The following is a 25292-nucleotide window of genomic DNA, read 5'->3' as shown; positions in this document are numbered from 1 at the left end:
TGTAAGCAAATCTGTGAAAAGTAATGGATTCCGAGCAAAAAGGGCAGAACGTCTGGTCGCTGAAATATGCAGATTTGCATACTTTATGCCAAAAGTCATGCCCTTGTATTTTATGCTTGAAGTTGGTGACGAACCGAGAATATAGCGGCTTGTGTCCGGTCACGCATCCCAAGCTTGGCTATAAGATTCGAGACATGATTCTTCACAGTACCTTCGGTGATATGAAGCAGATCTGCAATCTCCTTATTATTCAGCCCTTGACCGAGCACAGCGAGTACTTCTCTCTCCCGATCTGTAAGAAGCATGAGCTCTTGAGGCTCACTTAGACTTGAAGGATTAGATTCAACCGGATTGGATTCAGTTAAACTTCTGAGCTCTTTAAGCAGCATCGCCGGAATTAACGGTTGAAGCACAGTTCCGCCATTATATACGGTTTGGACTGCGCTGACGATGGCTTCAGACGGCATATCTTTTAGCAGATATCCATGGACGCCCGTGTCCAAAGCCCGCAAGATTAATTCTGCATCATCAAAGGTGGTTAGAATGAGGATCTTGGTCTCAGGTAAATGCTTGAGAATGAGCTCCGAGCCTTCGACACCGTCCATCCCCGGCATCCTGATGTCCATCAAGATCACATCAGGCCTCAGTTCAAGCGCTTGGGAATAGGCATCTATTCCATCCACAGCGGTTCCAACGACTTCGATATCAGGTTCCAAGCCGATGAGAGTCGCGAGGCCTTCTCTCATGAGCCGTTGATCGTCTACGATCAGAATTCTCAATTCAGCACACGCTCCATTTCCGTTGAAGAGTAAGGGAGCTGTACCTCGACAGCAAAGCCTTCATGGCTATCCATACAAAAACGCACGTCTCCGTTCCACTCCTTCACTCTTTCCTGTAAATTGATTAATCCAAACCCAGGCTGCAGCTCCGCAGGGATCTCACCGTCGTTGTATATAGATAGGGACAGTCCATTCGCAGAGTAGGTTAGTGAGATTTTGGCATGCTTCGCCTGACCGTGCCTTTGAGCATTCGTAAGCGACTCCTGTGTTATCCGATAGGCTGTTAATTGCAGATTGGCAGGCATGGGCATGGGGTTCCCGCTAACTTCAACGACGGTGTGAACCTCGGCAAATTTAGTGAAATCCTCAGCTAATTGTCTAAGACTATCATTTAGTGAAGTTGACTTGAATGGCTCATCCCGAATCGTACGAACCGACAGCCGGACCTCCTGCAGAGAGGAACGGACAAGATCCTCACACTCCAGATAGGTCTGTTCACTGCGTGCTGGATCTACAGGACTCAGTTTGCGGGCCACTTGCATTTGCACCAACAATGCGGTCAGCTTATGGCCTACGGTATCATGAATTTCCCGGGCAATTCGGACTCGTTCTCTTGCTGCAGCCCATTCCTCCGCTTTGAGAGCATAGTTCTGAAGCTGCTCGTGGGAATCCATCAGCTGGGAATACAGCTGGATTGTCTCCCGGCGCCCGCGCTGATAATTTTGGATGAGAATGCTCACCATGCCAGCGAAAATAATAAATGAACAAGAAGTAAAGTAACTAACTTGATCAAGCCGTTGATATAAATACCAGTCAAAGCTCCCCATCGTAACCAGATACCCAATCAGTAAGAGGATGCAGGTCACGATCTGCATGCGAGTGCTCCGGATTAACATCAGGATGGCCAAGGCTGTAATTCCAATAAATAAATGGTTGGGGAAATCTCCGGCGATATAGACATAACCGTAAGAAGCAGATAGAAGGAAATCAAGGATGAGGACATGGATCAGCCAGTTCTTCTTGTCTTTCTTGGTGAAGTAATAGAAATTGATGAATAGAAACACCGTTAATGACATCAATACAAAACTCAGTCTCCAAAAGAGGGTGAGCGAATTCTGGAAATAGAAGACCCCGGATAACGTTACATCCATGAGCAGTTTTGAGCCCAATAGGATTTTCCATACCGGAGTATAGTCTCTTGTTCTGATAGTATCTTCAAGCATTCTGCTTCGATCACCTCGCCCTTAGGAATATATTTCCTGTGAATTCCATTATAAAAACATCTAGCACTTGAGTCCATACCGCAGTATTCGGTTGAACTTTTTGTTGAAGGCCCATGATTTTCCTTATTATAATCAGGGTATGACAACTACTCCAATCCTGTATACCAAACTATATATTCCCCCGCTTCGGCCAAGTCTTGTTGCCCGGCCACGTCTGATCGAGAGGCTGAATAAGGGGCTGCCCGGCAAGCTGACGTTAATCTCTGCTTCAGCGGGCTTTGGCAAGACTACACTGGTCAGCCATTGGCTTACAAGCTGCGATCGACAAGTCGCCTGGTTATCGCTGGATGAAGCGGATAACGATTCTATCCGCTTTTTGACTTATCTCTTCGCTGCGCTGCAGTCAGTCGGGGCGAGCATCGATGAAAGGCTGATCGGACTGCTTAACTCCCCGCAGCCGCCCCTGATCGATACCATTCTACCCGCTCTGATTCAGGGAACCACGATGATTACAGACCCGTTCGTCCTTGTTCTGGACGACTATCACGTGATTCATGACAGGCAGATTGATCATGTGCTCAGCTATCTGATTGAACATATGCCCCCGCACATGCACCTGGTCATGGCTACTCGTGCGGAACCGCGCCTGTCGCTGGCCCGCCTGCGCGTCCGGGGACAATTAACAGAACTGCGTGCATCGGATTTGCGCTTCACTTACTCTGAAGCGGCTGAATTTCTGAGCAGGGAGACGGGCATGGCTCTTACAGCTGAGAATATCACCGCCTTGGAGAACCGGACGGAGGGCTGGGCTGCCGGCCTTCAATTAGCTGCGATCTCCATGCAGGGGTCTAACAACATCGACAGCTTTATTGAGTCCTTCACCGGAAGTCATCGCTTCGTTACGGACTACCTTATGGAAGAAGTCTTGGCGCAGCCGCCCGAACATGTTCAGGACTTTCTGTTGGGCACATCTATCCTGGACCGGTTATGCGGACCTCTGTGTGATGCTGTACTTAGCAGGGAGGCCGGGGCAGCACCTGCCGGGCTATCTTCAGGACAAGAAATCCTCGAGTACCTTGAACGGGCGAATCTCTTCCTCGTTCCGCTGGACCATGAACGCTGCTGGTACCGCTATCATCATTTGTTTGCCGATTTCCTGAGACAACGGCTGCCCGAACACAGCCAGATTTCCTACCATCTTCGAGCGAGCAGTTGGTATGAACACCAGGGGCTTGCTGCTGAAGCGTTTCGCCACGCCGCAGCGGGCCGAGATATAGACCGGGCCGCTCACCTGGCAGAGGGGAATGGAATGCCGCTGCTGTTCCGCGGAGCGGTGGCTCCGGTCATGAACTGGCTTGAATCCCTGCCCAGAGAGGAGGTGGAGGCCAGACCCACACTCTTGGTGATGTATGCCTCCGGATTGTTAATGCGGGGCCAGATGTCGGGTGTGGAGCAGAAGCTGACTGCTGCTGAGAAGATGCTGCTAACGGCATCACAGGACGATAAAGTCCGTGATTTAATTGGACATATCGCCTCTATACGCGCCACATTGGCCGTCAGCAGGCACAAGGCCGAAGTCATTATGGCCGAATCCCTTCGGGCTCTGGAATATCTGCATCCTGACAACCTGCCAGTCCGTACGGCGACCGTCTGGACGCTCGGCTATGCGTACCAGCTCCTCGGGAATCGAGCCGCAGCCGGTAAAGCTTACGCTGAAGCGTTATCGAATAGTCAGAGGATCGGGCATGTGATGATCACAATTATGGCTACGATGGGCCTTGGAATCATCCAGGAAGCTGACAATCTGCTTCATGCCGCAGCTGAGACCTACCGGCTTGTTCTTGAACTGGCAGGGGACCCGCCGCTGCCGGCTGCTTGTGAAGCGTATCTGGGCCTAGTCCGGTTATGTTATGAATGGAACGACCTGGAGGGTGCTCAGGAGTACGGACAGCGGAGTATAGAACTGGCACAGCAGTTCGACCAGGCGGATAGAGTGATTGCAGGAGAAGTGTTCCTGGCCCGGCTAAAGCTCGCGCGTGGAGAGGTAAGCAGCGCTGCCTTGATACTGGCCAAGGCCGAGCAGTCTACCAGGCAGCATAACTTCGAGCACCAGATTCCCCATATTGCAGCCGCAAATGTATCCGTCCTGCTGCGCCAAGGTGAGCTCGAGGCAGCCGCTGAATTAGCATCGAAGCATGAGCTTCATCTAGACCTGGCCCGCGCGTATCTGGCACAGGGTGATACGGGCGCGGCCCTATCGGTGCTTACGCCGCTGAGGGAAGAGGCAGAGGCCAAGGAACTTAAGGATGAACACCTCAAGGTAAGGATATTACAAGCTGCAGCCTTGTTTAATCACGGGGATAAATCAGCAGCAGTGAAAGTGCTGGTGGATGCTTTGATGATAGCTGAGCCGAGCGGCTTCATCCGGACTTTTGTCGATGAGGGAGCCTGTATCGAACGCCTGCTTCGCGAAGTCCGTACTCAAGGAGTAGCGGGGGATTATATCGATAGGCTGCTGATTGCGTTCACTCCTGCAGATTCCCCGGCACCTGCCGCCCAGGCCGAAACCCTGATCGAGCCGCTCAGCGGACGGGAGCTTGAGGTTCTTCGCCTCATTGCAGAGGGCCTCTCGAATCTTGAGATCAGCGGGCGGCTGCATATTGCCTTGACTACGGTTAAGGGACATAACCGGATTATATTTGACAAGCTTCAGGTATCCCGGCGCACCGAAGCGGTAGCGCGTGCCCGAGCACTGGGGTTGTTGTGATCCTCACGAATGGGATGAGGGACTTTATTTTGTAAAACCATACTTTAGTAGCTATATGATCATACCGTGCTGCGAATATACTAGTTGCAAAATCAGAGTTGGAGGCAAACTTATGAAGGCGATTGTATGCACACAGTACGGAACAGCCGATGTGCTCAAGCTGAGGGAAGTAGATCAGGTTATTCCAAAAGATAATGAAGTACGGATCAAGGTTCATGCAACAACCGTAACCGCGGGAGACATCCGGGTTCGTGCTTTTCAAAGCCCTCTCTTGCTGTGGATTCCCATGCGTCTTGTTCTGGGTCTTCGCAAGCCAAGAATACCTGTTCTCGGAGTCGAGTTATCCGGTGTTGTTGAAGCTGCAGGCAAGAGTGTCACAAGATTCAAGATAGGCGATTCGGTGTTTGCATTAACCGGAATGAAATTCGGCGGCCACGCCGAGTATGCCTGCCTTTCTGAGACTAGCTTGATGGAGATCATGCCGGGTAATATGTCCTATGAAGAATCGGGATCTATTCTATTCGGAGCAACTACAGCGATCTATTTTCTTGGAAAAGGGAAGATTCAGCAGGGCCAGAAGGTTCTGATCTATGGTGCTTCTGGGGCCGTAGGAACTGCGGCGGTTCAGCTTGCGAAGTACTATGGAGCCGAGGTTACCGGGGTCTGCAGTGGTGCGAATCTGGAAATGGTGAAGTCCTTGGGAGCCGACAAGGTCATTGATTATACGAAACAAGATTTTACGAGTCAAAATGAGCACTATGATCTGATCTTCGATGCGGTCGGGAAATGTTCCAAATCCAGATGCAAGACTGCACTAACCCCCGGCGGGTCTTACGTTACCGTTGATGGGCAGGGAATTGCCAAGGTACGTCCTCGAGATCTTCTGTTCATCAAGGAGCTTATGGAGCAGGGGGATTTAAGGTCGGTCATAGACCGCGCCTACCCGCTGGAGCAAATTCCTGAAGCTCATAGATATGTCGAGAAAGGCCATAAGAAGGGCAGTGTAGTCATTCAGGTAAGTTAAGCCGGAATAAACGCTATATCATGGTTCTGGTCATGATCAAATCTACCTGTTCTTCATCACCCATATGAAAGGGGTGGGTTCCAGTGTGGACGAACCCCATTTTCTCATAAAAGGCGATCGCGTTCGCGTTCTTTTCCCAAACACCCAACCAGACTTTCTTCTTGTGACACTCCCTTGCAACTTCCATCGCTTTATTGAGAAGATATTTACCAAGCCCATGTTTTTGAAATTGGAGCTTGATATAAATTCTCTCGATTTCAAGTGATTCATCACCCATTTCCTCAGACTGGGCATCATTGTAATTAACTTTTAAATAACCAGCGAGTTCATGATTCAAATAGAGTAGAAAGAATTGCGAAGAAGTATGGGACAATTCTTTCTCTAATTGTTCCAAGTTAAACGCTCTTTCCAAATAGGCATTCATATTCTCGGGAGAATTCTGATGCTTGAAGGTCTCATTAAATGTTTCATAACTAATTTCCTGAAGCATGTGTAAATCCTCGAGTGTACACTTTTTTATTTCGATATTCATATAAATTTCCGCCCTTTATGCAATTAATAAGTTCTCCTGTTTCCCTTTTTTACAAATTCCCAATCCTTTTCCACATTGCTTCTTACGGTTTGGAGAAGATGGAAGAGCGTGTCTGCGTCACCTTCCGATAATCCCTCTAAAGCAACCAGGTTGGAATAGTCATTTTCTTTTTTTATAAAAGGATAGACCTTTTGCCCTTTCTCTGTGGGAAAGAGCAATTTGATTTTTTTGTTTTGTTGATCTTCTTTCTTCTCGATAAATCCATTAACTTCGAGTTTCTGGATAGCACGAGCTGCTGTGGTTCGATCTACTTTTATCATCTCAGCCAACTTTTCTTGAATGATGCCGGGGCTTTCACATATCCGTACAAGGTACAAATACTGCCCTTTTGAGAGGTCATATTCCTTGAATTCTATATTGCTAATGGAATCTAATGCCCTTGCGATCATGCCGATTTCACGAAGAATTTCTTTCATATTATCTCCTTCTATAAAGATGAACTATTAATCCATACATGAGGCAGTCGTGTGAAATCTTCCTCCGATGAATGTAACCTAATTTTATTGCATTTGCAACAAAATAATATAAGCTGCACCGATCAGATTGATTAGCGCGCAGGCACCAAAGAGAGGCTGATCCGCCATGATCAACCTCTCCTTTTATAAACACATTCCTGGCTTACAAGTGTGCGCCCCCAGTAGCATCGATAAGCTGAGCCGTTACCCACCGGCTGTCCGACGAAGCCAGAAAAGCTGCGATGTCCGCAATGTCTGCGGGCTGCCCTACCCGGTTGAAGGCGGAGAGGCTCGCTACGAACTTTTCTCCATCAGGATCCTGTAGTGTTCCGGCATTCATGTCCGTGTTGGTAATTCCCGGCTGTATGGCATTAACCGTAATATTTCGCGGACCGAGATGCTTGGCCAAAGCCAGCGTGAAGGTGTTGATCGCGCCCTTGGTCATGCTGTAACCGAAGACTACAGGATATGCAGCCCTTGTCACGACGGAGGATAGATTGATGATTCGTCCGCCATCTCTCAGCCGCGGGAGCGCCTGCTGGGTTAGGAAGAGGGGAACCTTAACATTCACATTCAGGACGTCATCGAAGGCTTCCTCTGTCAATTCTTCAATCGATAACACTTGGCCAATCCCGGCATTATTGACCAGGATATCGAACTCTGGCCTTCCGGTATGTTCTGTAAGCTGAGCATCCAGCTGAATTAAAAACTCCTCAATACTATTAAATGTGCTGAATTCTGTACCGATCGCGAATGCTGTGCCTCCACCATTCTTGATCTCCTGAACGACCTGATCCGCTGCGGCTTGGTTCCTGGCATAATGTACAGCAACGAGCGCTCCCTCCTGAGCTAGACGCAGGGCAATGGAACGCCCAATCCCGCGGCTGGCCCCTGTGACCAGCGCTGTTTTACCTTGTAACTTATTCATATACTCATCTCCTTTTGATTGTCTCATCTACAGTTCTATCACAAGGGGAGTTTCAATTTGTTGCTCTCTCATTCAGCAGTGTGCCATTGGCCTAAAGGTGGAGTTATAGTAAGCTTGTAGGATAACCCGAAATTGTTCTGAACTAGGAAAGGAACTGAACTGGATAATGACCAAGAAGCTTTACTATGATTCCGCCTACATGACCGAATGGCAGACAGATATCAATCAGGTTCTCGAAAGGGAGGACGGGCTCTATGTTACTTTGGAGGGGACGGCTTTCTATCCCCATGGCGGCGGACAGCCCTGTGACCTGGGATGGATTAACGATATTCCTGTTCAGGACGTGATTCTGGAAGGGAATGAGGTTCTTCATAAGCTTGAACGGAGGCCAGAAGGGAACAGGGTTAGCTGCCGGATCGACTGGAAGCGAAGGTTCGACCATATGCAGCATCACAGCGGTCAGCATTTGCTCTCGGCGGTATGCCTTAAGCTGCTTGGGGCCTTGACTGTCAGCTTTCACTTGGGTCATGACTATGCGACGATTGATATCGACAAGCTGGATCTGACGAATGAACAGTTAACCGCTGCCGAGCATGAAGCTAACCGCCTGATTTATCTGAACCGCAGCATCTCCAATTATTTCATTACTGAGGAAGAAGCAGCGCTTCTCCCCCTGGTGAAGCAGCCTAAAGTGACTGAGAACATTCGGATTGTGGAGATTGCCGGTGTGGAATATAACGCCTGCGGAGGGACCCATGTCACTTCGACAGGTGAGATCGGCATCATCAAGCTGCTGAAGTCGGAGAAGCAGAAGGGGAATACCCGGATCTATTTCAAATGTGGGTACCGGGCACTGGAAGAGTTCAATACAAGCATGCAGATTCTCGCGAGTCTATCCTCCAAATTCAATACGGGCAGGGATGAAATTCTGGATCGGTTGGAGAAGTGGGAGCTTGAACATAAGCAGGTTCAACAAGAACTGGCAGCGGTAAAAGCAGAGAATGACAGCTATTTCATACAGGAGCTTCTAGCCCAAGCGGAAGGGGATCTAATTGTGCATCTCTTTGAGAATAAGTCGATGAAAGATATGCAGACGCTTGCGGTCAAGCTGAGTGAGGGCGGAGGGCGGTATGTGCTGCTTGCTTCCAAGCAGGACTTCAAGGTTGTACTTGCCCATAGCGGGAATCAGGACCCTTCCTGCGGGGCGTTCTTCAAAGCGAACCTGGGAGCATTTGAGGGAAAAGGCGGGGGCAGTGACAAGCTGGCCCAAGCCGGGTTCCCGGACTGGGAGAAGGCTGGCGCCTTCATTGAATTTGCGAGACAGTCTCTCCGCTGATCTTGCGCTGAACAGGATGTGCCGCTCATAAACACGAGCAGGCCGAATAGCAGTCCAATATAAAGCCGTGCAGAATACAAGGTTTCCTTGTGACTGCACGGCTTTTCGTGTATCTGGTCGTTCCTATTTGTACAAATAACCTACAATCATGCAGACGAGCTCATTTTTCAGGCGGTCCGACGATACACTCCTCGGGGAGAACACTATCATATCGACAATGCTGTTCAGGGCCTCAAATACGACCCAGGAGGCAGCCTCCAGATCGTCCACCTTAAGGTCCTCCTGCCCCTGCTGGAGGTACGTCAAAGTCTTGCGGCGGCCGAGGTCGAACTGCTCATCCATAAGCGACTGAATCTCTTTATCCGAGTTGTACATGACTGCCAGTTCCTTATGGAACTCCGAGTAGACCCGGTGTGATTCCAGAAGGCTGTCCACCATATGAGTAATGGCCGCGTGCTTGTCTATGCTGGCGAAGTCTACTTCCCCAAGAGAAGCATCCACCCGCGCTAACAGACTCTCGTTATAAAGCCTCAACGAATCTATGAATACAGCCCGTTTATCCGTGAAATAGGAATAGAAGCTTCCGGTCGATACACCGGCCTGGGCCGAGATCTGCTTCGTGTTCGTATTATGATAGCCTTTCTCGGAGAAAAGCTTCATGGCCGCTTGAATAATAGCTTCCTTGGTCTTGATACTCCGCTCCTGCTGCGGAGTTCTTACTTTATCTTCAACCTCACTCATTACGTTCGCGCCCCCTCTGTAGTTCGATTGTAGAGGAGAGATTTTTGGCTGTCAACGAAAGCTGAACTTAAGTTCAATTTTTAAATTGACAAATATGAACTATAGTTCATATAATTACAAACATGAACTGAAGTTCACATTATAGGAGGGTTAACGAATGAGTATGGGACTCAGAAGGGTGTTTATTTTTACAGCGATTGTGCTCGGATATTTCATGGCTCTGCTGGATACGACAATTATTAATATTGCTTTGCCGGAGATGACTCGGCATTTCGGAGGGACGGTGTCAGGGATTTCCTGGGTCATGAACGGGTACAATTTAGCTTTTGCTGCCCTGATTCTGACTGCATCTAGGCTGGCAGACCAATTTGGACGAAAGAAAGTATTTATTATCGGTGTCGCTCTATTTACGCTTGCCTCTCTGCTTGCTGGTCTCTCAACGAGCCTTGGGATGCTGATCGTCTTCAGAGTGATCCAGGGGCTGGCCGGCGCTGTTATAGTCCCCTTAACCATCCCCTTAACGACGACGTCTTTTCCCAAAGAAACGCATGGGGTGATTATCGGCGTATGGGGGGCCATTGCTGGACTGGCTGCCGCATGCGGCCCCTCACTCGGTGGAATGATTACGGAGAAGCTGAGCTGGGCATGGATTTTCTTCGTAAATGTGCCTTTGGGGTTGTTAAGTATCCTGTTAACCCTGCTGTTCATCAAAGAATCCAGAGATGATTCTGCAGGCAGGTCGATCGATTACGGAGGGATGCTCGGAATAACCGGGGGGATGCTTTTACTTACGTACGCCTTGATTGAGGCAAAGGATTACGGATGGAATTCCGGCTTGATCTACAGCTTGATAGGTGCCGGACTGATCTGTCTGCTGGTGTTCATCTACATCCAGTGGAAAGCGAAGGAGCCCATGCTTCCTCTTATGCTGCTTAGAATCTCGGCGTTTAACGGCTCCTCACTCACCCTGCTGATCGTAGGCGCTGCCTTGTCCAATATCGCGCTGTTGACCTCTTTCTACCTGACAAGCGTACTTGGAATGACTGAGCTAAAGGCCGGGCTGGTCTTGTCTATGCTGGCAGTGGGATCTATAGTAAGCTCGGCAGTCTCGGGAGGTCTGTCGGGGAAATATGGCAGTCGCTGGTTCGCAGCCGCAGGGGTTCTCGTAATAGGCGGATCTGTCTATTCTATGGGTCATCTTGGTGCAGCTTCTACCGTAGGCGATGTGCTGATCCGGCTTGCGGCAGCAGGAATTGGGGTGGGCCTTACCATGGCGCCGGTGATGTCTTCGGCAATCCGCCATGTTCCTGAAGACAAGGTCGGGATAGCATCAGGAGTCATCAATATGACCAAGGCATTCGGAAGTGTACTTGGCGTAGCCATCATAGTCACCTTGTTCCAGCAAAATATCAGGGATCAGGCGGAATCCGCCAAAGTTCGCATAAGTGAAACCATTCAGGAAGATCACAAGCTGCTGCCAGCCAGCCGTGAGGTTCTGTTCAGCATCTTGAACAAGCTTCAGAGCCAAGGCAGCGCGGAGGAGAGTGGTACCAGTAAGGTTAGGACTGACGTCCAAGAGGCCGCCGAACAGAATATGAAGCTTGCGATCTCTGAGCTTAAGCCCGAGGAACAAAAAGCCTTTGACGGTGATCGTCAAGGCCAGATGAAGGAGATCGAAAGGGTGTTAACGGAAGCCGCAAGCCGTATGCAGGACGTATCCGTCCAAGCCTTTAAGCGTACTTTTGCAGCCGCAAGTTATATGGTTGTGCCGGGAATTCTATTTGCACTCCTAAGCGACAAGCGCAGGGACCGCAAGATGAGGAAAGCCATAGAGGGGCCGCGGAAAGCGGAACTCTGATAGGACTAATGAAGCTCCGATAAGAAGAGTTCAACCGCCTTGTTAAATTCATAGGGCGTATCCGCATTCGCACAGTGTCCTGCTCCCTGAAGAAGCACGAGCTTGGAATGCATTTCTAATTGGTGAAGCTCTTGTGAAGCGCTCAGAATAAGGGGGAGATCATGTTCACCAACGACAATGAGCAGGGGATAAGGCACAGGCGTATCTTTGTTAACGAAAAAAGTGTTCATCCCGGCCATGGCCCGGAAAGACCGCCTGTTAAAATGCTGACTCCCTTGCGCAAACAAGGCCCTGCATTCAGCGGTATAACAGGACACGTCAGTCACATATTCCCTGAACTTCCTCATGGGCTGCAGCATGTAGAGCAGCCACTTTAGGCCTTCTCGTCGTTGTCCCTTTAATATATCCCCGTTCGCTTTATGTATGGAGTAACCGCCGACTATAATTACCGACTTGACCTTATCCGGGTAACGATCAGCAAAGGCCTGGGCGACAAGTGATCCCATGGACACCCCCATTAGGTGGCCATCACGGATGTGATGGGCGGACAGGATTTGGTGCAGAAGCTCCGGCACATCCTGCATGGTGATCTTGGAGCTTGGGAGTGAATGTCTGCCATGGCCCGGGAGGTCAAGAACAATCAGCTGATAGCTCATCTTGAAATGGGCGATCTGCTGCTCGAAGATCGTATGGTCGGCAAAGGCTGGATGCAGCAGCACCATGGTTTCTTTTCCCTCGGCCGGGAACCAAAGATAGGAATACTCCGTATCCTTGAAATTCAGCTTACGTGTTTCTTTCGTGTTCTCCATTTGGCGAAGCCTCCAATTCTTTGGCCAATTTCGTGAACCATGCCAGCATACTCTGGTGATAATAAAGCCCGAGCTCCAATGTTTTGAGTTGATAGGTAGCAATCTCTTCGAGATGTACGGGGATGACCTTCTGCCTAGCCTCCACAAAGGCGGCCTCAAACTCATGAACAGACGATTTAAGCTGGTCAATGACTTTGTTCAGAACGATTAGACGATCTGCATGGGGAATTAACCCCAGGAAGAACAGCCGGGTAGTCACATCCTGCTCCAGACGGCTTGGCGCAACCCCGGACAACATCCATTCCATGAAGTACTGTGTCCCGGACTCGGTGATGGAGTAGATCTTCTTTCTTCGCCCATTCTCGGTTACTTCATGGCATTCAATATGATCCTGGTCCTCCAGCTTCTTCAGAGCGGCCTGAATGCTTCCAAGACTAGCGCTGAAAAAAGGCGACACCTTCTGCTTAAGCACATTTCGGATATCATATTGGGACAGCCTTCGAATCATCAAGAGTCCCAGAATGACATAGACCATCTTGTATTCCCTCCTGATTGGAAAGTAATTCAAGTGTAATATACCTAATAGGTATATTCAAGAATAATCTTTCTGGCCTATTAATGGGCTTCTTCATTAGAAGGCTGTTAGAGCTTCCTTATCGGCCAGATAAGGACATCAAGCCGCTCTGTGAAAGTAACCACAGATGGTTCAGAAGCATGCTTAAGTCCAAGGGCAGGGGTTAAAGTATTGGTCTGGAGCTCAAGCCGGGCCTCCTGTAGTGGCCATGGAAGGTGGTGGATATCTGCGCTGTAAAGCTGTCCTTTTGCATCAGAAGTGTATAAGCAGTATCTCTCGGTTAACCAGTGTGTAAGTGAACCTGGCTGGGCATGAAAGATAGAAGGAGAAGCCGGACCATATAGGGCTTTGAATTCAGCCTCATGTCCGGATAATTGTCTTTTACTCTGATAAGTTACAGAGCTATCGTCAAAGCTGGCATGCATCTTGGCATGGTGATACGGCAGGTGGGCAGCACGAGCGGCGCCGACGGCTAAGGGGTTGGAGGCTTCAAGCGTGAAGAACAAGACACCGGGTTTGCCTTGATATTCGGTATAAGTACGAACATTTAACTCAAGCAGGCGGCGGGTTAGCGGGATGGGAGGCAGCCCTCTTAACCGGAGCGGATCTATGAGAAATGGAGATACACTTATCCACGGCCTTCCTTCAAAAAGCTGAAGATTAAGGCCCGATGGAATAAAGGGAAGAAGATCATCTTCCTGTACTGGCCAGTGAGCGAACAACAGATTCCTCCATACTTGCTTCATGACCCAGGGCCCGTCAGGGAACGGAATTGGACGATGATCGTTGTGCTGCAGGATGGTTCGATTGTTCATGAAGTCTTCCTCCTTATAGTCAATTGCTGGTTCGTTCATCTCTTATTACCCATTTAAAAATCAGGGGAGGCGTTAGCCTTCACCAAGGTAGCGGGTATAATATATAAGCAGAAGATCACACTACAAGGGCCTATTAGTATTCTTGAGTATAGAGAGCGACTATATTAGAATGCCTGGAAAAGGAGATACACATGACAGAAAAGAATGCGATACCGGAAGCAGGATGGAATCTGGATAACAGTTATGCTCGTCTGCCGGAATCTCTATTCACGGTAGTTAACCCTACACCTGTTCAAGCGCCCAAATTAGTTGCAGTCAATGGCCCGCTTGCTGATGCCTTGGGGCTGAATATTCGAGCCCTTCGGGGAGAAGAAGAGATCGAGGTACTCGCCGGTAACCGGATTCCGGATGGGGCTATGCCGATTGCTGAGGCTTATGCAGGACATCAATTCGGGCATTTCACGAAGCTCGGCGATGGGCGGGCCGTGCTGCTTGGTGAACAGATCACCCCAGCCGGTGAGCGTTACGATATTCAGCTCAAGGGCTCAGGCAGAACGCCCTACTCCCGCCGAGGAGACGGACGGGCCGCTCTTGGGCCGATGCTGAGGGAGTACATAATTAGTGAGGCCATGCATGCGCTTGGAATTCCAACTACCCGAAGCCTTGCGGTAGTGACAACAGGTGAGCCTGTGTTCAGGGAGACGGAGCAACCGGGTGCCATTTTGACCCGCGTTGCTGCGAGTCATCTGCGGGTAGGTACCTTTCAGTATGCTGCAGCATGGGGAACATCAGACGAGCTTCAAGCTTTGGCTGACTATACCTTGGAGCGACACTACCCGGAAGTGAGTTCGGATGATCATCGTTATTTGAGCCTGCTCCAGGAAGTAGTTAAGAGGCAGGCTGAGCTGATTGCAAGGTGGCAGCTTGTCGGCTTTATTCATGGAGTAATGAATACGGATAACATGGCACTCAGCGGCGAAAGCATCGACTTTGGACCGTGTGCCTTCATGGATTCTTATGACCCGGAGACCGTATTCAGTTCGATTGACCAGCAAGGGCGCTACGCCTATGGTAACCAGCCGCAGATTGCTGCCTGGAACCTCGCTAGATTTGCCGAAACATTGCTCCTGCTGCTGCACAGCGACAGGGAGGAAGCGGTACGGATGGCTGAAGCCGAGATATATAATTTTAGAGAGTTGTATCATGGTCACTGGATGGCTGGAATGAGGGGCAAGCTCGGGATCTCTAACGAAGAGCCCGGAGATGAAGCACTAATCCAGGAGCTTCTTGATATGATGAAGCAGTATCGTGCCGATTACACCAATACATTCCGGGCTTTAACTCTAGGCAAGCAGGAGGAGAATCCTCTGTACGGGTTGGAGGGATATGCCGGATGGGAAGAGAAGTGGCAGGCAAGACTGGGCAGACAGCCGGGAGACAGCGCTTCCTCCCAGGCACTGATGCGCAGCAGCAATCCAGCCGTGATTCCGCGCAACCACCGGGTAGAGGAAGCCCTTCAGGCCGCGGTGACTGGGGGAGACTACAGTGTGATGGAGCGGCTTCTTGAGGTTCTTGCGGATCCGTACTCCTATTCTTCTGAACAGCTTGATTACACCACTCTGCCGGAGCCCTCGAACCGGCCTTACCGGACCTTTTGCGGCACCTGAATATCAGGGCGTAGCCTGAGTGATACCCTACCAAATACCAAAAAGCACCTCCAACTCGAAGTTGAAGGTGCTTTTTGGTATAGCTATGAACAGGTATTCGCAGACGAACGAACTTTGGATGAGACCGAACTTCCAGGTTAGGGCGGATCTGGACTACACCCGGCAGATATGTGCCGGACAGTTATCACAGTGACACACGTCACGAAGATGTTCTAGGTCGTAGATTACGATATGGCCTTCCTCGATATCGATGATACCGTCTTTCTTCAGATCGCTAAGCATACGGTTCACACTCTCACGAGTAGCCCCAATCATATCCGACATTTCGGTGTTGTTGATCTTGATGGACAGGCGGCGGTGCTTGCCGTGAGCTTGGCCATACGAGTTGTTCAGACGGATGAGCAGGGAGCACAGAGCTCCAGTCTTTCCGAACATCAGAAGGTCGCGCATCTTCGTCTGGGTGAGCAGGTGAGTCATCCCCTGCCAGCGCATGAATTCCACTGCCAGATCCCCGTGCTGCCAGAGCAGTACTTCAAGGTCTTTGCGCTGAATAACACCGAGTTCACAATTCTCAAGAGCTTCCGCGCTGAGCAGATGTACGGATTCCGACAATACATCCCCATAACCGATGAGATCACCTTTGTTATGAAGGTACAGTGTGAATTCTTTACCGTCGTCCGCCGATTTGGTTACTTTGATACGGCCGCTGCGAACATAATACAGGTAATCTGCAGCATCCCCTTCCCAGAAAAGATTGGAACCTTTGTGAACATTCTTGGGATACATGATGCCTGTCAATCTAGCGAAATTCTCCTCCGAAAAAAACTGCCGAATCCCCTGCGCCTGATCTTGGCTTGCTGCTTCTCTTCCTAATTGTTTGGTCATCATCCGTTCGTCCTCCTTGTGTTTCGTCTGAATACATCATATCCTGATCATCAATTTAACGTTATCAGGGAAACCACTGATCTTTATTCAGAAATCCCCTGATAAAGCTATGAGGTTGGTCACAGGCGGGCTGTGACTTCAATCATATTGCGGGTCTTCGGCGTTTGTTACACTCCGGGTATAGGAGGCTTGGAAGAAGAGATACAGAGATAATCCTCTTCCAGGAAGAGAAACGGAGACATGCCAAATGGATATTCAAGAAGAGAAAGACAGCAGCTTATCAGAGGTCCATTATGATACCTGGATGCTCAATCTAAGATTTATTCTGATTCTATTGGTCGTGATTGCCACAGGAATTGAACCTGTTATGGGGCGGTTTGGCATGATGGAGAACCTGCATGCCTGGATTTTTATCTTCCATATCCCGCTCTTCGCGTTTGTGACAGGGTATTTCTCTAGGCATAATTTGCTTGGACGAAATGGATGGGCTTCCCTATGCTCTATTGCCGTCCAGTACGTAATATTTCAGACTTTATACTCTACGCTTGATGTTGTATTCTTTCAGGTTCCTCAGCAGAAGCATTCCTTTTTTATCCCTTACCTGATGCTGTGGTTCCTTGTTGCCCATATCGGCTGGCGGGTTCTGCTTCGGATTATGTGTGCTTTGAAGATCAAGCATCCTGTTCTAATGTCCTTAGCCCTGGGAGTGTTGGCCGGTTATTTGGGCGGTGACGGTTCCTGGCTCAGTTTATCCCGTTTGTTTGTATTTCTGCCTTTCTTCGCTGCCGGTTATGCCGTGCATCCAAGAAAGCTGCTGGCCTTCTGCAGCGGATCCAGCCGTCTTATACAGGGGGGACTGTCTATCTTTCTCCTTGTCGTGGTCTCCCTGCTGGCATGGCATGGAACACCGGACTGGCTGTACGGGAAATTCACCTATGCCGAGATGGGCATAGGAGGCCCGGCTGCTGCTCTATCCAGAATCGGCTGGTATTTGCTCCAAGCCGCTGGAAGCCTGACTTTCCTTGCTCTCATTCCACAGAAGCGTTCGATAGTTACAAATTTGGGTTCCAGAACCCTCTATGTCTTCCTGCTTCACGGCTTGTTCGTACGAAGCGGGATCCGTTTAGGGCTTTATGAATATGTTCGTCAGCCAGCTGATCTCGTCATTTTAGCCATAGCAATTCTGTCCATAACGGTCATTCTTGCTATGCCACAGACCCGGCGATTAACGAAGTGGTTAATTGAGCCGGATCTGGGCGGATTCACTCGAATGGGGCGTCAGCTTGCCGTGCGCTGGCACCCCAGCCGAATGCTGAAGAAGCTGTGACCTAGCGCACAGATGAGGGGTTTTAGACGAACTAAAATGAGAAAGTATCCGAAGGAGATGAGCATATGGCAGTAACACAGACATTTGTAATGGTGAAGCCGGATGGTACCAAGCGGGGAATCGTGGGCGATATTATGAGCCGGTTCGAGCACAGAGGATTCAAGCTAATTCATGCGAAGCAGTTGGTAATGAGCGGTGCTATGGCTGAACAGCATTACTCCCACTTGAGTGCAAAGCCGTTCTTTCAGGAACTGGTCGACTATATAACATCAGGGCCGGTGTTCGCTATGGTCTGGGAAGCTGAGAATGCTGTGCAGCTCTCGAGAAGTATGATCGGACCTACTAATCCAGCTGAAGCCTCACCGGGCACGATTAGGGGAGACTTCGGTACCTCTGTTGAGGCCAATGTGATTCACGGTTCAGACTGCCCGGAGAGTGCAGAACGGGAAATCTCCGTATTTTTCGGTCAATAGAACTTAGCAGATGAATGAAGATGTACGGCATAATGCCTTGGAATTTGACCAGGGCTTATGCCTTTTTTGGACTTGAGCCTAGAAAGAGCTTGACTAACCCATCTGAATAAAGGGGGAGATACACATGTTAACGGGATTGATCTTGGCAGGCAGTTCCGAGACACAGGGAGACGGGCAAATGGCGGCGCTTCTTCCTTACCAGGGTGAACTGCTGATTCATATCCAAGTCAGAGAGATGCAGCAAATTTGTGAGGAGATCATCGTAGCTACTCCAGATCCAAGACCCTTTCTGAAAATCCTCGATCCGAGCATTCGGATCATTACGGACTTTTATAGAGGAAGGGGACCTTTGGGAGGAATGTATGCAGGATTTAGCCTCTCCTCACATCCAAGTATTTGGGCCGTAGGCAGCGATATGCCCTATATCTCCGCTCAGGCAGCGTCACTGCTGCTGGAGCGTAAGGAGGAGGGCTATGAAGCGGCCATTCCATGGATTGGCGGGGTAAGCCATCCGCTTCATGCGGTGTATGACAAGTCTTGTGCGAGACATATCCAGACCCTCGTGAATAATGGGGATAATCGAACTGCTTCATTGATCCGCAGACTTAATACCTTGGATATGCTGGAGCACGGTTTTGAAGAGAGAGGGATCAGCCTGGAGTTCATCCAAAGCCTGCCGGAAGTGGAGCAGGTACAGGCTGGAGCCAGTACAGTAGAGAGTGGGAGTATTCAGACTGTTGAGCGGTAATCTAAACTGCATAGATCGATTATGTAGACAATAGAGAGAGTATACAGACCGAGAGATGAATATATAGCAATGAATGTAGAATATGCAGATCATTAAGAGGTAAGATACCAACTGTATGTCATGAGACGTAAGGAGCAGCTGCGGCGGAAACACTTGCCGCAGCTGCTTTTTTTTGCAGGGTAAAAGCTATTAAAAATAATTGTGAAAAAAATCACAAAAGTGTGATCTATCTCACAGTAGCACCTCCCCGCCGGCTCTACAATAAAGACATAAAGAACAGGGAGATGGTTAAGATGGTTAAATGGTTAAGAGAAAACAAGATTGCAGCGGTCCTGTTGGTTATTGTTCGGATCTATGTTGGGTGGGAATGGATTAACGCTGGATGGCATAAATTAACGGGTGGATTTGATGCAAGTGGCTTCTTGAAAGGTGCTGTAGCTAAACCGGTTATGGATAAAGCAACTGGCGATCTCGTATATCCGAACTTTGTCGCATTCCTCAATCATTTCGCAATACCCAATGCAAAGTTGTTTAATATATTAATTCCGCTGGGTGAATTCCTGGTAGGACTTGGACTCATTCTTGGATGCCTGACAGCAGCGGCCGCATTCTTCGGAATGTTGATGAACTTCATGTTCGTATATGCGGGAACCGTAAGCACCAACCCATGGATGATCATGCTGGGAATCTTCATCGTCGTAGCTGGTGCGAATGCTGGTAAATTCGGTGCTGACTACTATGTACTTCCTTACCTCAGAAAAGTGTTTGGCAAGATGTTCAACCGGGGTACTGGCAGCGGGGTAAACGGAATACAACGTTAAAATTTGCAGGAATACAACTATTAAGAGTTATACTCCTAGAGATACTAAATGATCAAGAGATCCGCAGACCGTTAAATGGCTGCGGATCTTTTGTTGATTCCAGGCAATTAAAAGTATGAACAGGCTGATTCATCAAAAGAGGAGAGCCGGGATACCGGAAAGCTCTTGACCGGGATAACGATGGCATTGCATGTGAGAAGTAACAGAGTAAGGAAGAGGTGTTAGGGGCAGCTATTCTTAGCAGCCTGTAACACCTCTCAAACTAGTAATTTAAAAATTTGTGAAAGCGCTTTAAAAAAAGTCTTGCCAATCCCAATTTAACCTTGTTATAATCACCTTGAAAAGGTTCTCAAAAAGAAGGAAGTTAATAAAATGAAGCCAACGATTCGAGATGTAGCCAAGATGGCGGATGTGTCGATCAGCACGGTATCCAGGGTAATGAATTCTCCGGAATCCGTTGTAGAGAGCAAGCGTATCCGCGTATTGGAGGCTGTAGAGAAGCTTAAGTATCAACCTAATTCGTTCGCGAGAGGTCTGATTTACAAGAAATCATTTACACTGGGTCTGCTTATTCCGGATATTGAGAATTTGTATTTTGCCGGAGTGATCCGGGGAATGCAGGATGCATGCATCAAGCTGGGTTATAGTCTAATGATCTGCAACACAGACCGGGATAAGAATCGCCTGCTCTCGTACATTGACAATTTCCATGAGAAACAAGTGGACGGAGTAGTGTTCGCAAGTGATGTGCTGTATCCGGAGTATTACGAGAAATTGGTCGGATGCAGAATTCCATTCGTGCTGGTATCGTCGCATTCAGATGATTTTGACGTTCCCTCTGTGGAAATTAATGATGAGGCTGCCGCCTATGATGCGGTTAAGTTCCTTATCGAGATTGGCCATCAGGAGATTGGAATGATCGGGTTCAATCATGACGATTCCATCTCTGGACCTCCACGCTATCAAGGGTTTGTAAGGGCGCTCACTGAATTTGGGCTGGAGCGGAATTCAGGCAAGATCAAGTATGCGGCCCATCGTTTTGAACACGCTTATCAGGCAGCTCATGAACTATTTACAGACTATCCAGAGCTGACGGCGGTGTTCTGTGTTGCGGACGAATTCGCCATGGGTACCATCGCCTATTTAAAGGATCGGGGTATCCTCGTTCCAGGTCAGGTGTCCGTTGTAGGATTCGATAATCTCCGAATGGCCGCCATGTTCGTACCGAAGCTTACGACAATTGCTCAGCCGACTTACGATCTGGGTTACCGCGCTGCAGAGAAGCTGCACGAACTTGTAACTACAGGGACTGTAGAGATCATGAGGGAGCAGATGAATCACAGGCTGATTGTCAGGGAGTCGTCCCGGGAGAAGTAATTGAGGGATTCCCAGCTATTTTGAAAAGCTTTTCAAAACTAGGTCAATCTGGAGTATCACAGACATATTTGTCCGGAGAGTGAAGTAGTATTTAGGGGACTTACCTTTAAGTTTGTTTTTTATAGAAGGTAAGTTCATTTTTTCCAGAACCTATGTAAGCGCTCTATCAAAATATTGGTAATTAGCTCATTATAAATATAGCTCAGTGTTATACGCTGAGCAGCCTTGCAAGGAGGTGATCCGACAGACGGGTCTTGGGACCGATAGAAGGAACTATCTCTGCTATTTTTTATCAAATAATAAGGGGATGTATACGAAGATGAAAAAGACAGGAAAAACAAAAGCTTCACTACTTATGGTAGCCTGCTTATCTTTAACTATGATGCTCAGCGCTTGCGGAAGTGGTGGAGGCCCAACAGATCCTGCGGCTTCTACGAATGCGAATAATAATAACAACAACAACACGACCACGACAACAACTGCTGTAGCAGGTGCTGAACTGGATAAGGCGTTGAAGGGTGAATATAAAGGCACAAAAGTAACTATGTTCGGACCGTTCGTGGATGCGGACCAGAAGAAATTTGAGAGCAGCATTAAGGATTTTGAAGACAAAACAGGAATCGATATTCAGTATGAAGGCTCCAAGGAATTCGAAGCGACCATCAACATTAGGGTTGATGGCGGAAGTGCTCCGGACATTGCCGACTTCCCGCAGCCAGGCCTTCTGAGTTCCATTGCTAAGACGGGTAAAGTTGTAGACCTGACCAAGGTGCTGGACCAGGACAAAATGAAAAAGAATTATAACCAAAGTTGGCTGGATATGTCCATGATGGACGGCAAAGACGGCAAGATCATGGCGGGGATCTGGAACCGCAGTAACGTGAAGAGCTTGGTGTGGTATCCGAAGAAGCAATTTGATGAAGCAGGTTACAAAGTGCCACAGACCTGGGACGAAATGATGGCTCTGACTGAGCAGATTGCCAAGGACGGAGATCCGGCTTGGGCGATCGGTATCGAGAGCGGTGCGGCAACTGGCTGGCCTGCAACCGACTGGATTGAGAATATTATGCTTCGCACAACTACACCTGAGAACTATGATAAATGGGTAAAAGGCGAGCTTCCATTCACCTCTCCTGAAGTGAAGCACGCGGTTGATGTGATGTCCAAGATCTGGATGAACAAAGATTATGTATACGGCGGAACGAAGTCGATCGTAACCACCGCATTCGGGGATGCTCCAAAACCAATGTTCGACAACCCGCCGAAGGCTTGGTTCAACTTGATGGGTAACTTTATTACCAGCTTCTTCCCTGCAACAGCCAAAGTCGACCAAGACTACGACTGGTTCTACCTACCGCCAATTGATGAGAAATATGGCAAGCCAGTACTTGTAGCGGGTGATATCTATGCGATGTTCAATGATCGTCCGGAAGTACGTGCGGTAATGCAGTTCTTCACTACAGGTGAATCCATCAAAACTTGGGTTCAATCCGGTGGTGTAATCGCACCAATGAATGACGCTTCCCTTGACTGGTACCAATCTGAATCGGATCGCCGTATGGCGAAGCTGGTTCAAGACGCTTCCACACTTCGCTTTGACGGTTCTGACTTGATGCCTGGTAAAGTAGGTGCAGGTACGTTCTGGAAGGGCATGACGGACTATGTAAGTGGTACAGCTACTCTGGATGATGCACTCAAACAGATCCAGTCGGGCTGGAATAACTAACTATTAATCTTGAAGCCCGTATAGGCGGATAGAGAGCTTTGGGCAGGAAGAGGGACAGCTTGAAAAGTGGTTGACTGTCCCTCTTTTTGTTCTCTTACCATGCTTATGAAGAAAGTTTTGCTTAAGCAAAACTTAGTTTACGCTTACGATGAGAGTTTTGCTTCGCAAAACTTTGAGGAGGATCAATTATGGATGCACAAGCCAAGCAAAGAATCAGCATGAGGGCGGTGTTATTGTCCTTTGGCGTATTGCTCGCCAATATTGTCATTAATGGGCTGATCTTTAAGTTTTTCCGTGACTCGACACTTAACCCGCTGCTTACTGCTGTTCTTGCGGTCCTTTGGGGTGTTCTGGGCGTCTACCTGATTTATTACACCTTGAGCTGGGCAGCCGAGCAGTATCCAGACTATGTCAGAAGAAAAATATTGCCGTTTATATTTATTGGACCTGCCGTTATTATATTGGGCTGGCTGCTTGTACTGCCGGCGATAAGAACGCTGTACCTGAGCTTTTTCAATGCTTCCTCCGATAAGTTCGTTGGACTAGGGAACTATATCGCTATTTTTAGTGATCATCTGATGGCAACGGCACTTCGCAATAATCTGTTATGGGTGTTCGTGGGAACCCTGGCCTGTGTAGCATTTGGCCTTCTGATTGCAATTCTTGCAGATCGAAGCAGCTATGAGAAAATCGCGAAATCTATTATCTTCATGCCAATGGCCATTTCATTCGTGGCTGCCGGCGTAATCTGGAAGTTCGTCTATTACTATCAGCCTGGTGATGAGCAGATCGGCCTGCTTAACGCAGTCGTCGTAGCGCTTGGCGGGGAGCCCCAAGCCTGGGCTAGCATGCTGCAGCCGTGGAACAACTTTTTCCTGATTATTATCTTGATATGGATGCAAACCGGATTTGCCATGGTCATCTTCTCTGCGGCGATCAAAGGGGTGCCTGATGACATTCTTGAGGCGGCACGCGTCGATGGAGCCGGTGAAATCAAAATTTTCTTCCGCATTATTATTCCATTTATCTCCACAACGATCTTGACGGTCACAACGACGATTATCGTCTTTACGCTGAAAATATTTGACGTCGTCATGGTGATGACGGGAGGTCAATACGATACAGAGGTAGTGGCAACACAGTTCTATCGGCAGTTCTTCATGTACCGGAATTTCGGTTATGGTTCCACGCTGGCCATCGTGCTGTTGATTGCTGTCCTGCCTGTAATCTTTATTAACTTGCGTCAGTTCCGCAAGCAGGGGGGATTCTAAATGGCATTCAAGAAGAAAAGAAAAGGCGGCAAGTGGATCGTTAACATTGTACTGGGCTTTATTTGTCTGCTTTGGCTGCTTCCCACATTAGGACTCCTGATTTCTTCCTTCCGGCCAGCTGCGGATATTCTTCAGACCGGATGGTGGAAGGTACTGCCCCACCAGGAGTGGAAGGCAGCCGGGGAGACCATCAAGCTGCCCAAAGATGTAGACCTGCGCGGACCGATCGAGGTTAACGGCAAGACTTACACAGACGACCAGCTCAAGGCAGGTGTAGAGGTTGATGGCAGCCGTCTGATCTGGGAGAACCGCAGAGCTCGGGTCGTAAGTGTCGAGAAGCAGGGCTGGGTAACCAGCACGGATATGACTTTGGACAACTATAAGAATGTAATCACAGGTAAGGAATACACCATTAAGAATGCAGACGGTGGTGAGACAACCGAGAAAGGTACCGGGCTGTCCCAGGCATTCTGGAATACGCTGACGATTGCGGTTCCGGCGACAGTCATTCCAGTGCTGATTGCTTCTTTTGCCGCCTATGCATTCGCTTGGCTCCGGTTCCCGGGCCGCAAGACCTTGTTCGTCATTATCATTGCGATGCTGGTTATTCCGATCCAGGTTGCCTTGATTCCTGTGCTTAAGGATTATACTTCCCTTGGACTGAACGGAAGCTACCTCGGGATCTGGCTGGCTCATACCGCATTCGGTCTGCCGCTGGTCACGTATTTCATGTACAACTTCATCAGCCAGCTTCCTAAGGATTTGTTCGAATCCGCATTCATGGATGGTGCGAATCACTTTACGATCTTCAGCAAGCTCATTCTGCCTTTATCTGTACCTGCACTCGCATCGATTGGTATCTTCCAGTTCCTCTGGGTATGGAACGATTATCTGGTATCGCTGATCTTTATCGGGAACCAGCCGAATGTTCAGGTCATGTCCATGAAGATTGCGGACCTTGTAGGTTCGAGAGGCAACGACTGGCACTTGCTGACCTCGGCCGCATTCATCTCCATGCTGATGCCGCTCGCTATTTTCTTCCTGCTTCAGAAGTACTTCGTAAGAGGTTTGATGGGTGGATCGGTTAAGGGATAAT

Annotated in this window: 24 protein-coding genes; 14 read left to right on the top strand and 10 right to left on the bottom strand. The window is 48.9% G+C overall.

Features of this window, described 5'->3' with window-relative positions; all coding sequences use genetic code 11:
* Positions 1–110: 110 nt before the first annotated feature.
* Entirely contained in the window at positions 111–779 is a 669-nt protein-coding gene (locus ACEN86_RS14815; protein ID WP_495631372.1) for a response regulator, read from the bottom strand.
* Positions 776–2002: a sensor histidine kinase gene (locus ACEN86_RS14810; RefSeq protein ID WP_495631371.1), complete on the bottom strand. Its 1227-nt coding sequence runs from the start codon at positions 2000–2002 to the stop codon at positions 776–778. The genes ACEN86_RS14815 and ACEN86_RS14810 overlap by 4 nt, the downstream gene beginning before the upstream one ends.
* A gap of 91 nt (positions 2003–2093) precedes the next feature.
* Here ACEN86_RS14810 and ACEN86_RS14805 point away from each other — a divergent pair, with 91 nt between their 5' ends.
* Positions 2094–4769: a winged helix-turn-helix domain-containing protein gene (locus ACEN86_RS14805; RefSeq protein ID WP_495631370.1), complete on the top strand. Its 2676-nt coding sequence runs from the start codon at positions 2094–2096 to the stop codon at positions 4767–4769.
* A 112-nt stretch (positions 4770–4881) separates the two neighbouring features.
* The gene (locus ACEN86_RS14800) at positions 4882–5793 is read left to right on the top strand and encodes an NAD(P)-dependent alcohol dehydrogenase (RefSeq protein WP_495631369.1); all 912 of its coding nucleotides are present in this window, start codon (positions 4882–4884) and stop codon (positions 5791–5793) included.
* 13 nt (positions 5794–5806) lie between these two features.
* Here ACEN86_RS14800 and paiA read toward each other — a convergent pair whose 3' ends face one another.
* The 3 genes from paiA to ACEN86_RS14785 all read right to left on the bottom strand — a co-directional run bounded on the left by paiA (position 5807) and on the right by ACEN86_RS14785 (position 7768).
* On the bottom strand, positions 5807–6325 hold the full coding sequence (gene paiA, locus ACEN86_RS14795; RefSeq protein WP_495631368.1) for a spermidine/spermine N(1)-acetyltransferase: 519 nt from the start codon (positions 6323–6325) through the stop codon (positions 5807–5809).
* 23 nt (positions 6326–6348) lie between these two features.
* Positions 6349–6801: a MarR family winged helix-turn-helix transcriptional regulator gene (locus ACEN86_RS14790; protein WP_495631367.1), complete on the bottom strand. Its 453-nt coding sequence runs from the start codon at positions 6799–6801 to the stop codon at positions 6349–6351.
* A 202-nt stretch (positions 6802–7003) separates the two neighbouring features.
* Positions 7004–7768: an SDR family NAD(P)-dependent oxidoreductase gene (locus ACEN86_RS14785; RefSeq protein WP_495631366.1), complete on the bottom strand. Its 765-nt coding sequence runs from the start codon at positions 7766–7768 to the stop codon at positions 7004–7006.
* 166 nt (positions 7769–7934) lie between these two features.
* Here ACEN86_RS14785 and ACEN86_RS14780 point away from each other — a divergent pair, with 166 nt between their 5' ends.
* Complete coding sequence (locus ACEN86_RS14780; protein ID WP_495631365.1) at positions 7935–9104, top strand: alanyl-tRNA editing protein; 1170 nt, start codon at positions 7935–7937, stop codon at positions 9102–9104.
* A 123-nt stretch (positions 9105–9227) separates the two neighbouring features.
* Here ACEN86_RS14780 and ACEN86_RS14775 read toward each other — a convergent pair whose 3' ends face one another.
* Positions 9228–9845, bottom strand: a complete 618-nt coding sequence (locus ACEN86_RS14775; RefSeq protein WP_495631364.1) for a TetR/AcrR family transcriptional regulator — start codon at positions 9843–9845, stop codon at positions 9228–9230.
* A 157-nt stretch (positions 9846–10002) separates the two neighbouring features.
* Between ACEN86_RS14775 and ACEN86_RS14770 the strand changes: the two genes are divergently transcribed.
* The gene (locus ACEN86_RS14770; RefSeq protein ID WP_495631363.1) at positions 10003–11703 is read left to right on the top strand and encodes an MFS transporter; all 1701 of its coding nucleotides are present in this window, start codon (positions 10003–10005) and stop codon (positions 11701–11703) included.
* Between the two features lie 5 nt (positions 11704–11708).
* Here the strand turns inward: ACEN86_RS14770 and ACEN86_RS14765 are convergent, their stop codons facing one another.
* The 3 genes from ACEN86_RS14765 to ACEN86_RS14755 form a co-directional block, all read right to left on the bottom strand.
* On the bottom strand, positions 11709–12512 hold the full coding sequence (locus tag ACEN86_RS14765; protein WP_495631362.1) for an alpha/beta fold hydrolase: 804 nt from the start codon (positions 12510–12512) through the stop codon (positions 11709–11711).
* Positions 12487–13047 (bottom strand): PadR family transcriptional regulator, encoded by a 561-nt coding sequence (locus tag ACEN86_RS14760; RefSeq protein ID WP_495631361.1) that lies wholly within the window; start codon positions 13045–13047, stop codon positions 12487–12489. Before ACEN86_RS14760 ends, ACEN86_RS14765 begins: the two co-directional genes overlap by 26 nt.
* Before the next feature lie 107 nt (positions 13048–13154).
* A complete protein-coding gene (locus tag ACEN86_RS14755; protein WP_495631360.1) occupies positions 13155–13901 on the bottom strand; it encodes a YqjF family protein in 747 nt (248 codons plus the stop codon).
* Positions 13902–14092: 191 nt separating this feature from the next.
* On the opposite strand from ACEN86_RS14755, the gene ACEN86_RS14750 reads away from it, so the two are divergent.
* Positions 14093–15568, top strand: coding sequence for a protein adenylyltransferase SelO (locus ACEN86_RS14750; RefSeq protein ID WP_495631359.1), 1476 nt, complete (start codon positions 14093–14095; stop codon positions 15566–15568).
* Between the two features lie 153 nt (positions 15569–15721).
* On the opposite strand, the gene ACEN86_RS14745 is transcribed toward ACEN86_RS14750, so the two are convergent.
* Entirely contained in the window at positions 15722–16453 is a 732-nt protein-coding gene (locus tag ACEN86_RS14745) for a Crp/Fnr family transcriptional regulator (protein ID WP_495634313.1), read from the bottom strand.
* 247 nt (positions 16454–16700) lie between these two features.
* Between ACEN86_RS14745 and ACEN86_RS14740 the strand changes: the two genes are divergently transcribed.
* The 9 genes from ACEN86_RS14740 (at position 16701) to ACEN86_RS14700 (ending at position 25291) form a co-directional block, all read left to right on the top strand.
* Positions 16701–17780, top strand: coding sequence for an acyltransferase family protein (locus tag ACEN86_RS14740; RefSeq protein WP_495631358.1), 1080 nt, complete (start codon positions 16701–16703; stop codon positions 17778–17780).
* A 65-nt stretch (positions 17781–17845) separates the two neighbouring features.
* Complete coding sequence (gene ndk, locus ACEN86_RS14735) at positions 17846–18253, top strand: nucleoside-diphosphate kinase (RefSeq protein ID WP_495631357.1); 408 nt, start codon at positions 17846–17848, stop codon at positions 18251–18253.
* 124 nt (positions 18254–18377) lie between these two features.
* Positions 18378–19001, top strand: a complete 624-nt coding sequence (gene mobA, locus ACEN86_RS14730) for a molybdenum cofactor guanylyltransferase (protein WP_495631356.1) — start codon at positions 18378–18380, stop codon at positions 18999–19001.
* Between the two features lie 293 nt (positions 19002–19294).
* Positions 19295–19822, top strand: coding sequence for a DoxX family protein (locus ACEN86_RS14725; protein WP_495631355.1), 528 nt, complete (start codon positions 19295–19297; stop codon positions 19820–19822).
* A gap of 131 nt (positions 19823–19953) precedes the next feature.
* A complete protein-coding gene (locus ACEN86_RS14720; RefSeq protein ID WP_495634312.1) occupies positions 19954–20025 on the top strand; it encodes an excalibur calcium-binding domain-containing protein in 72 nt (23 codons plus the stop codon).
* 169 nt (positions 20026–20194) lie between these two features.
* The gene (locus ACEN86_RS14715; protein WP_495631354.1) at positions 20195–21199 is read left to right on the top strand and encodes a LacI family DNA-binding transcriptional regulator; all 1005 of its coding nucleotides are present in this window, start codon (positions 20195–20197) and stop codon (positions 21197–21199) included.
* A gap of 319 nt (positions 21200–21518) precedes the next feature.
* Entirely contained in the window at positions 21519–22925 is a 1407-nt protein-coding gene (locus ACEN86_RS14710) for an ABC transporter substrate-binding protein (RefSeq protein WP_495631353.1), read from the top strand.
* Positions 22926–23113: 188 nt separating this feature from the next.
* Positions 23114–24196: a carbohydrate ABC transporter permease gene (locus tag ACEN86_RS14705; protein WP_495631352.1), complete on the top strand. Its 1083-nt coding sequence runs from the start codon at positions 23114–23116 to the stop codon at positions 24194–24196.
* On the top strand, positions 24197–25291 hold the full coding sequence (locus ACEN86_RS14700; protein ID WP_495631351.1) for a carbohydrate ABC transporter permease: 1095 nt from the start codon (positions 24197–24199) through the stop codon (positions 25289–25291).
* The last annotated feature ends 1 nt before the right edge of the window (position 25292 follow it).

The organism is Paenibacillus sp. Paensp111 (assembly GCF_059492195.1).
This window is presented reverse-complemented; position numbering and strand designations above follow the sequence as displayed.

Bases quoted from the DNA above. Each gene is read 5' to 3' on its own strand.
- ACEN86_RS14790 (WP_495631367.1), bottom strand. From the start codon at position 6,801: ATGAAAGAAATTCTTCGTGAAATCGGCATGATCGCAAGGGCATTAGAT.
- ACEN86_RS14700 (WP_495631351.1), top strand. From the start codon at position 24,197: ATGGCATTCAAGAAGAAAAGAAAAGGCGGCAAGTGGATCGTTAACATT.
- ACEN86_RS14750 (WP_495631359.1), top strand. From the start codon at position 14,093: ATGACAGAAAAGAATGCGATACCGGAAGCAGGATGGAATCTGGATAAC.
- mobA (WP_495631356.1), top strand. From the start codon at position 18,378: ATGTTAACGGGATTGATCTTGGCAGGCAGTTCCGAGACACAGGGAGAC.
- ACEN86_RS14765 (WP_495631362.1), bottom strand. From the start codon at position 12,512: ATGGAGAACACGAAAGAAACACGTAAGCTGAATTTCAAGGATACGGAG.
- ACEN86_RS14705 (WP_495631352.1), top strand. From the start codon at position 23,114: ATGGATGCACAAGCCAAGCAAAGAATCAGCATGAGGGCGGTGTTATTG.
- ACEN86_RS14725 (WP_495631355.1), top strand. From the start codon at position 19,295: ATGGTTAAATGGTTAAGAGAAAACAAGATTGCAGCGGTCCTGTTGGTT.
- ACEN86_RS14760 (WP_495631361.1), bottom strand. From the start codon at position 13,047: ATGGTCTATGTCATTCTGGGACTCTTGATGATTCGAAGGCTGTCCCAA.
- paiA (WP_495631368.1), bottom strand. From the start codon at position 6,325: ATGAATATCGAAATAAAAAAGTGTACACTCGAGGATTTACACATGCTT.
- ndk (WP_495631357.1), top strand. From the start codon at position 17,846: ATGGCAGTAACACAGACATTTGTAATGGTGAAGCCGGATGGTACCAAG.
- ACEN86_RS14755 (WP_495631360.1), bottom strand. From the start codon at position 13,901: ATGAACAATCGAACCATCCTGCAGCACAACGATCATCGTCCAATTCCG.
- ACEN86_RS14780 (WP_495631365.1), top strand. From the start codon at position 7,935: ATGACCAAGAAGCTTTACTATGATTCCGCCTACATGACCGAATGGCAG.
- ACEN86_RS14800 (WP_495631369.1), top strand. From the start codon at position 4,882: ATGAAGGCGATTGTATGCACACAGTACGGAACAGCCGATGTGCTCAAG.
- ACEN86_RS14775 (WP_495631364.1), bottom strand. From the start codon at position 9,845: ATGAGTGAGGTTGAAGATAAAGTAAGAACTCCGCAGCAGGAGCGGAGT.
- ACEN86_RS14710 (WP_495631353.1), top strand. From the start codon at position 21,519: ATGAAAAAGACAGGAAAAACAAAAGCTTCACTACTTATGGTAGCCTGC.
- ACEN86_RS14785 (WP_495631366.1), bottom strand. From the start codon at position 7,768: ATGAATAAGTTACAAGGTAAAACAGCGCTGGTCACAGGGGCCAGCCGC.
- ACEN86_RS14715 (WP_495631354.1), top strand. From the start codon at position 20,195: ATGAAGCCAACGATTCGAGATGTAGCCAAGATGGCGGATGTGTCGATC.
- ACEN86_RS14770 (WP_495631363.1), top strand. From the start codon at position 10,003: ATGAGTATGGGACTCAGAAGGGTGTTTATTTTTACAGCGATTGTGCTC.
- ACEN86_RS14810 (WP_495631371.1), bottom strand. From the start codon at position 2,002: ATGCTTGAAGATACTATCAGAACAAGAGACTATACTCCGGTATGGAAA.
- ACEN86_RS14745 (WP_495634313.1), bottom strand. From the start codon at position 16,453: ATGACCAAACAATTAGGAAGAGAAGCAGCAAGCCAAGATCAGGCGCAG.
- ACEN86_RS14740 (WP_495631358.1), top strand. From the start codon at position 16,701: ATGGATATTCAAGAAGAGAAAGACAGCAGCTTATCAGAGGTCCATTAT.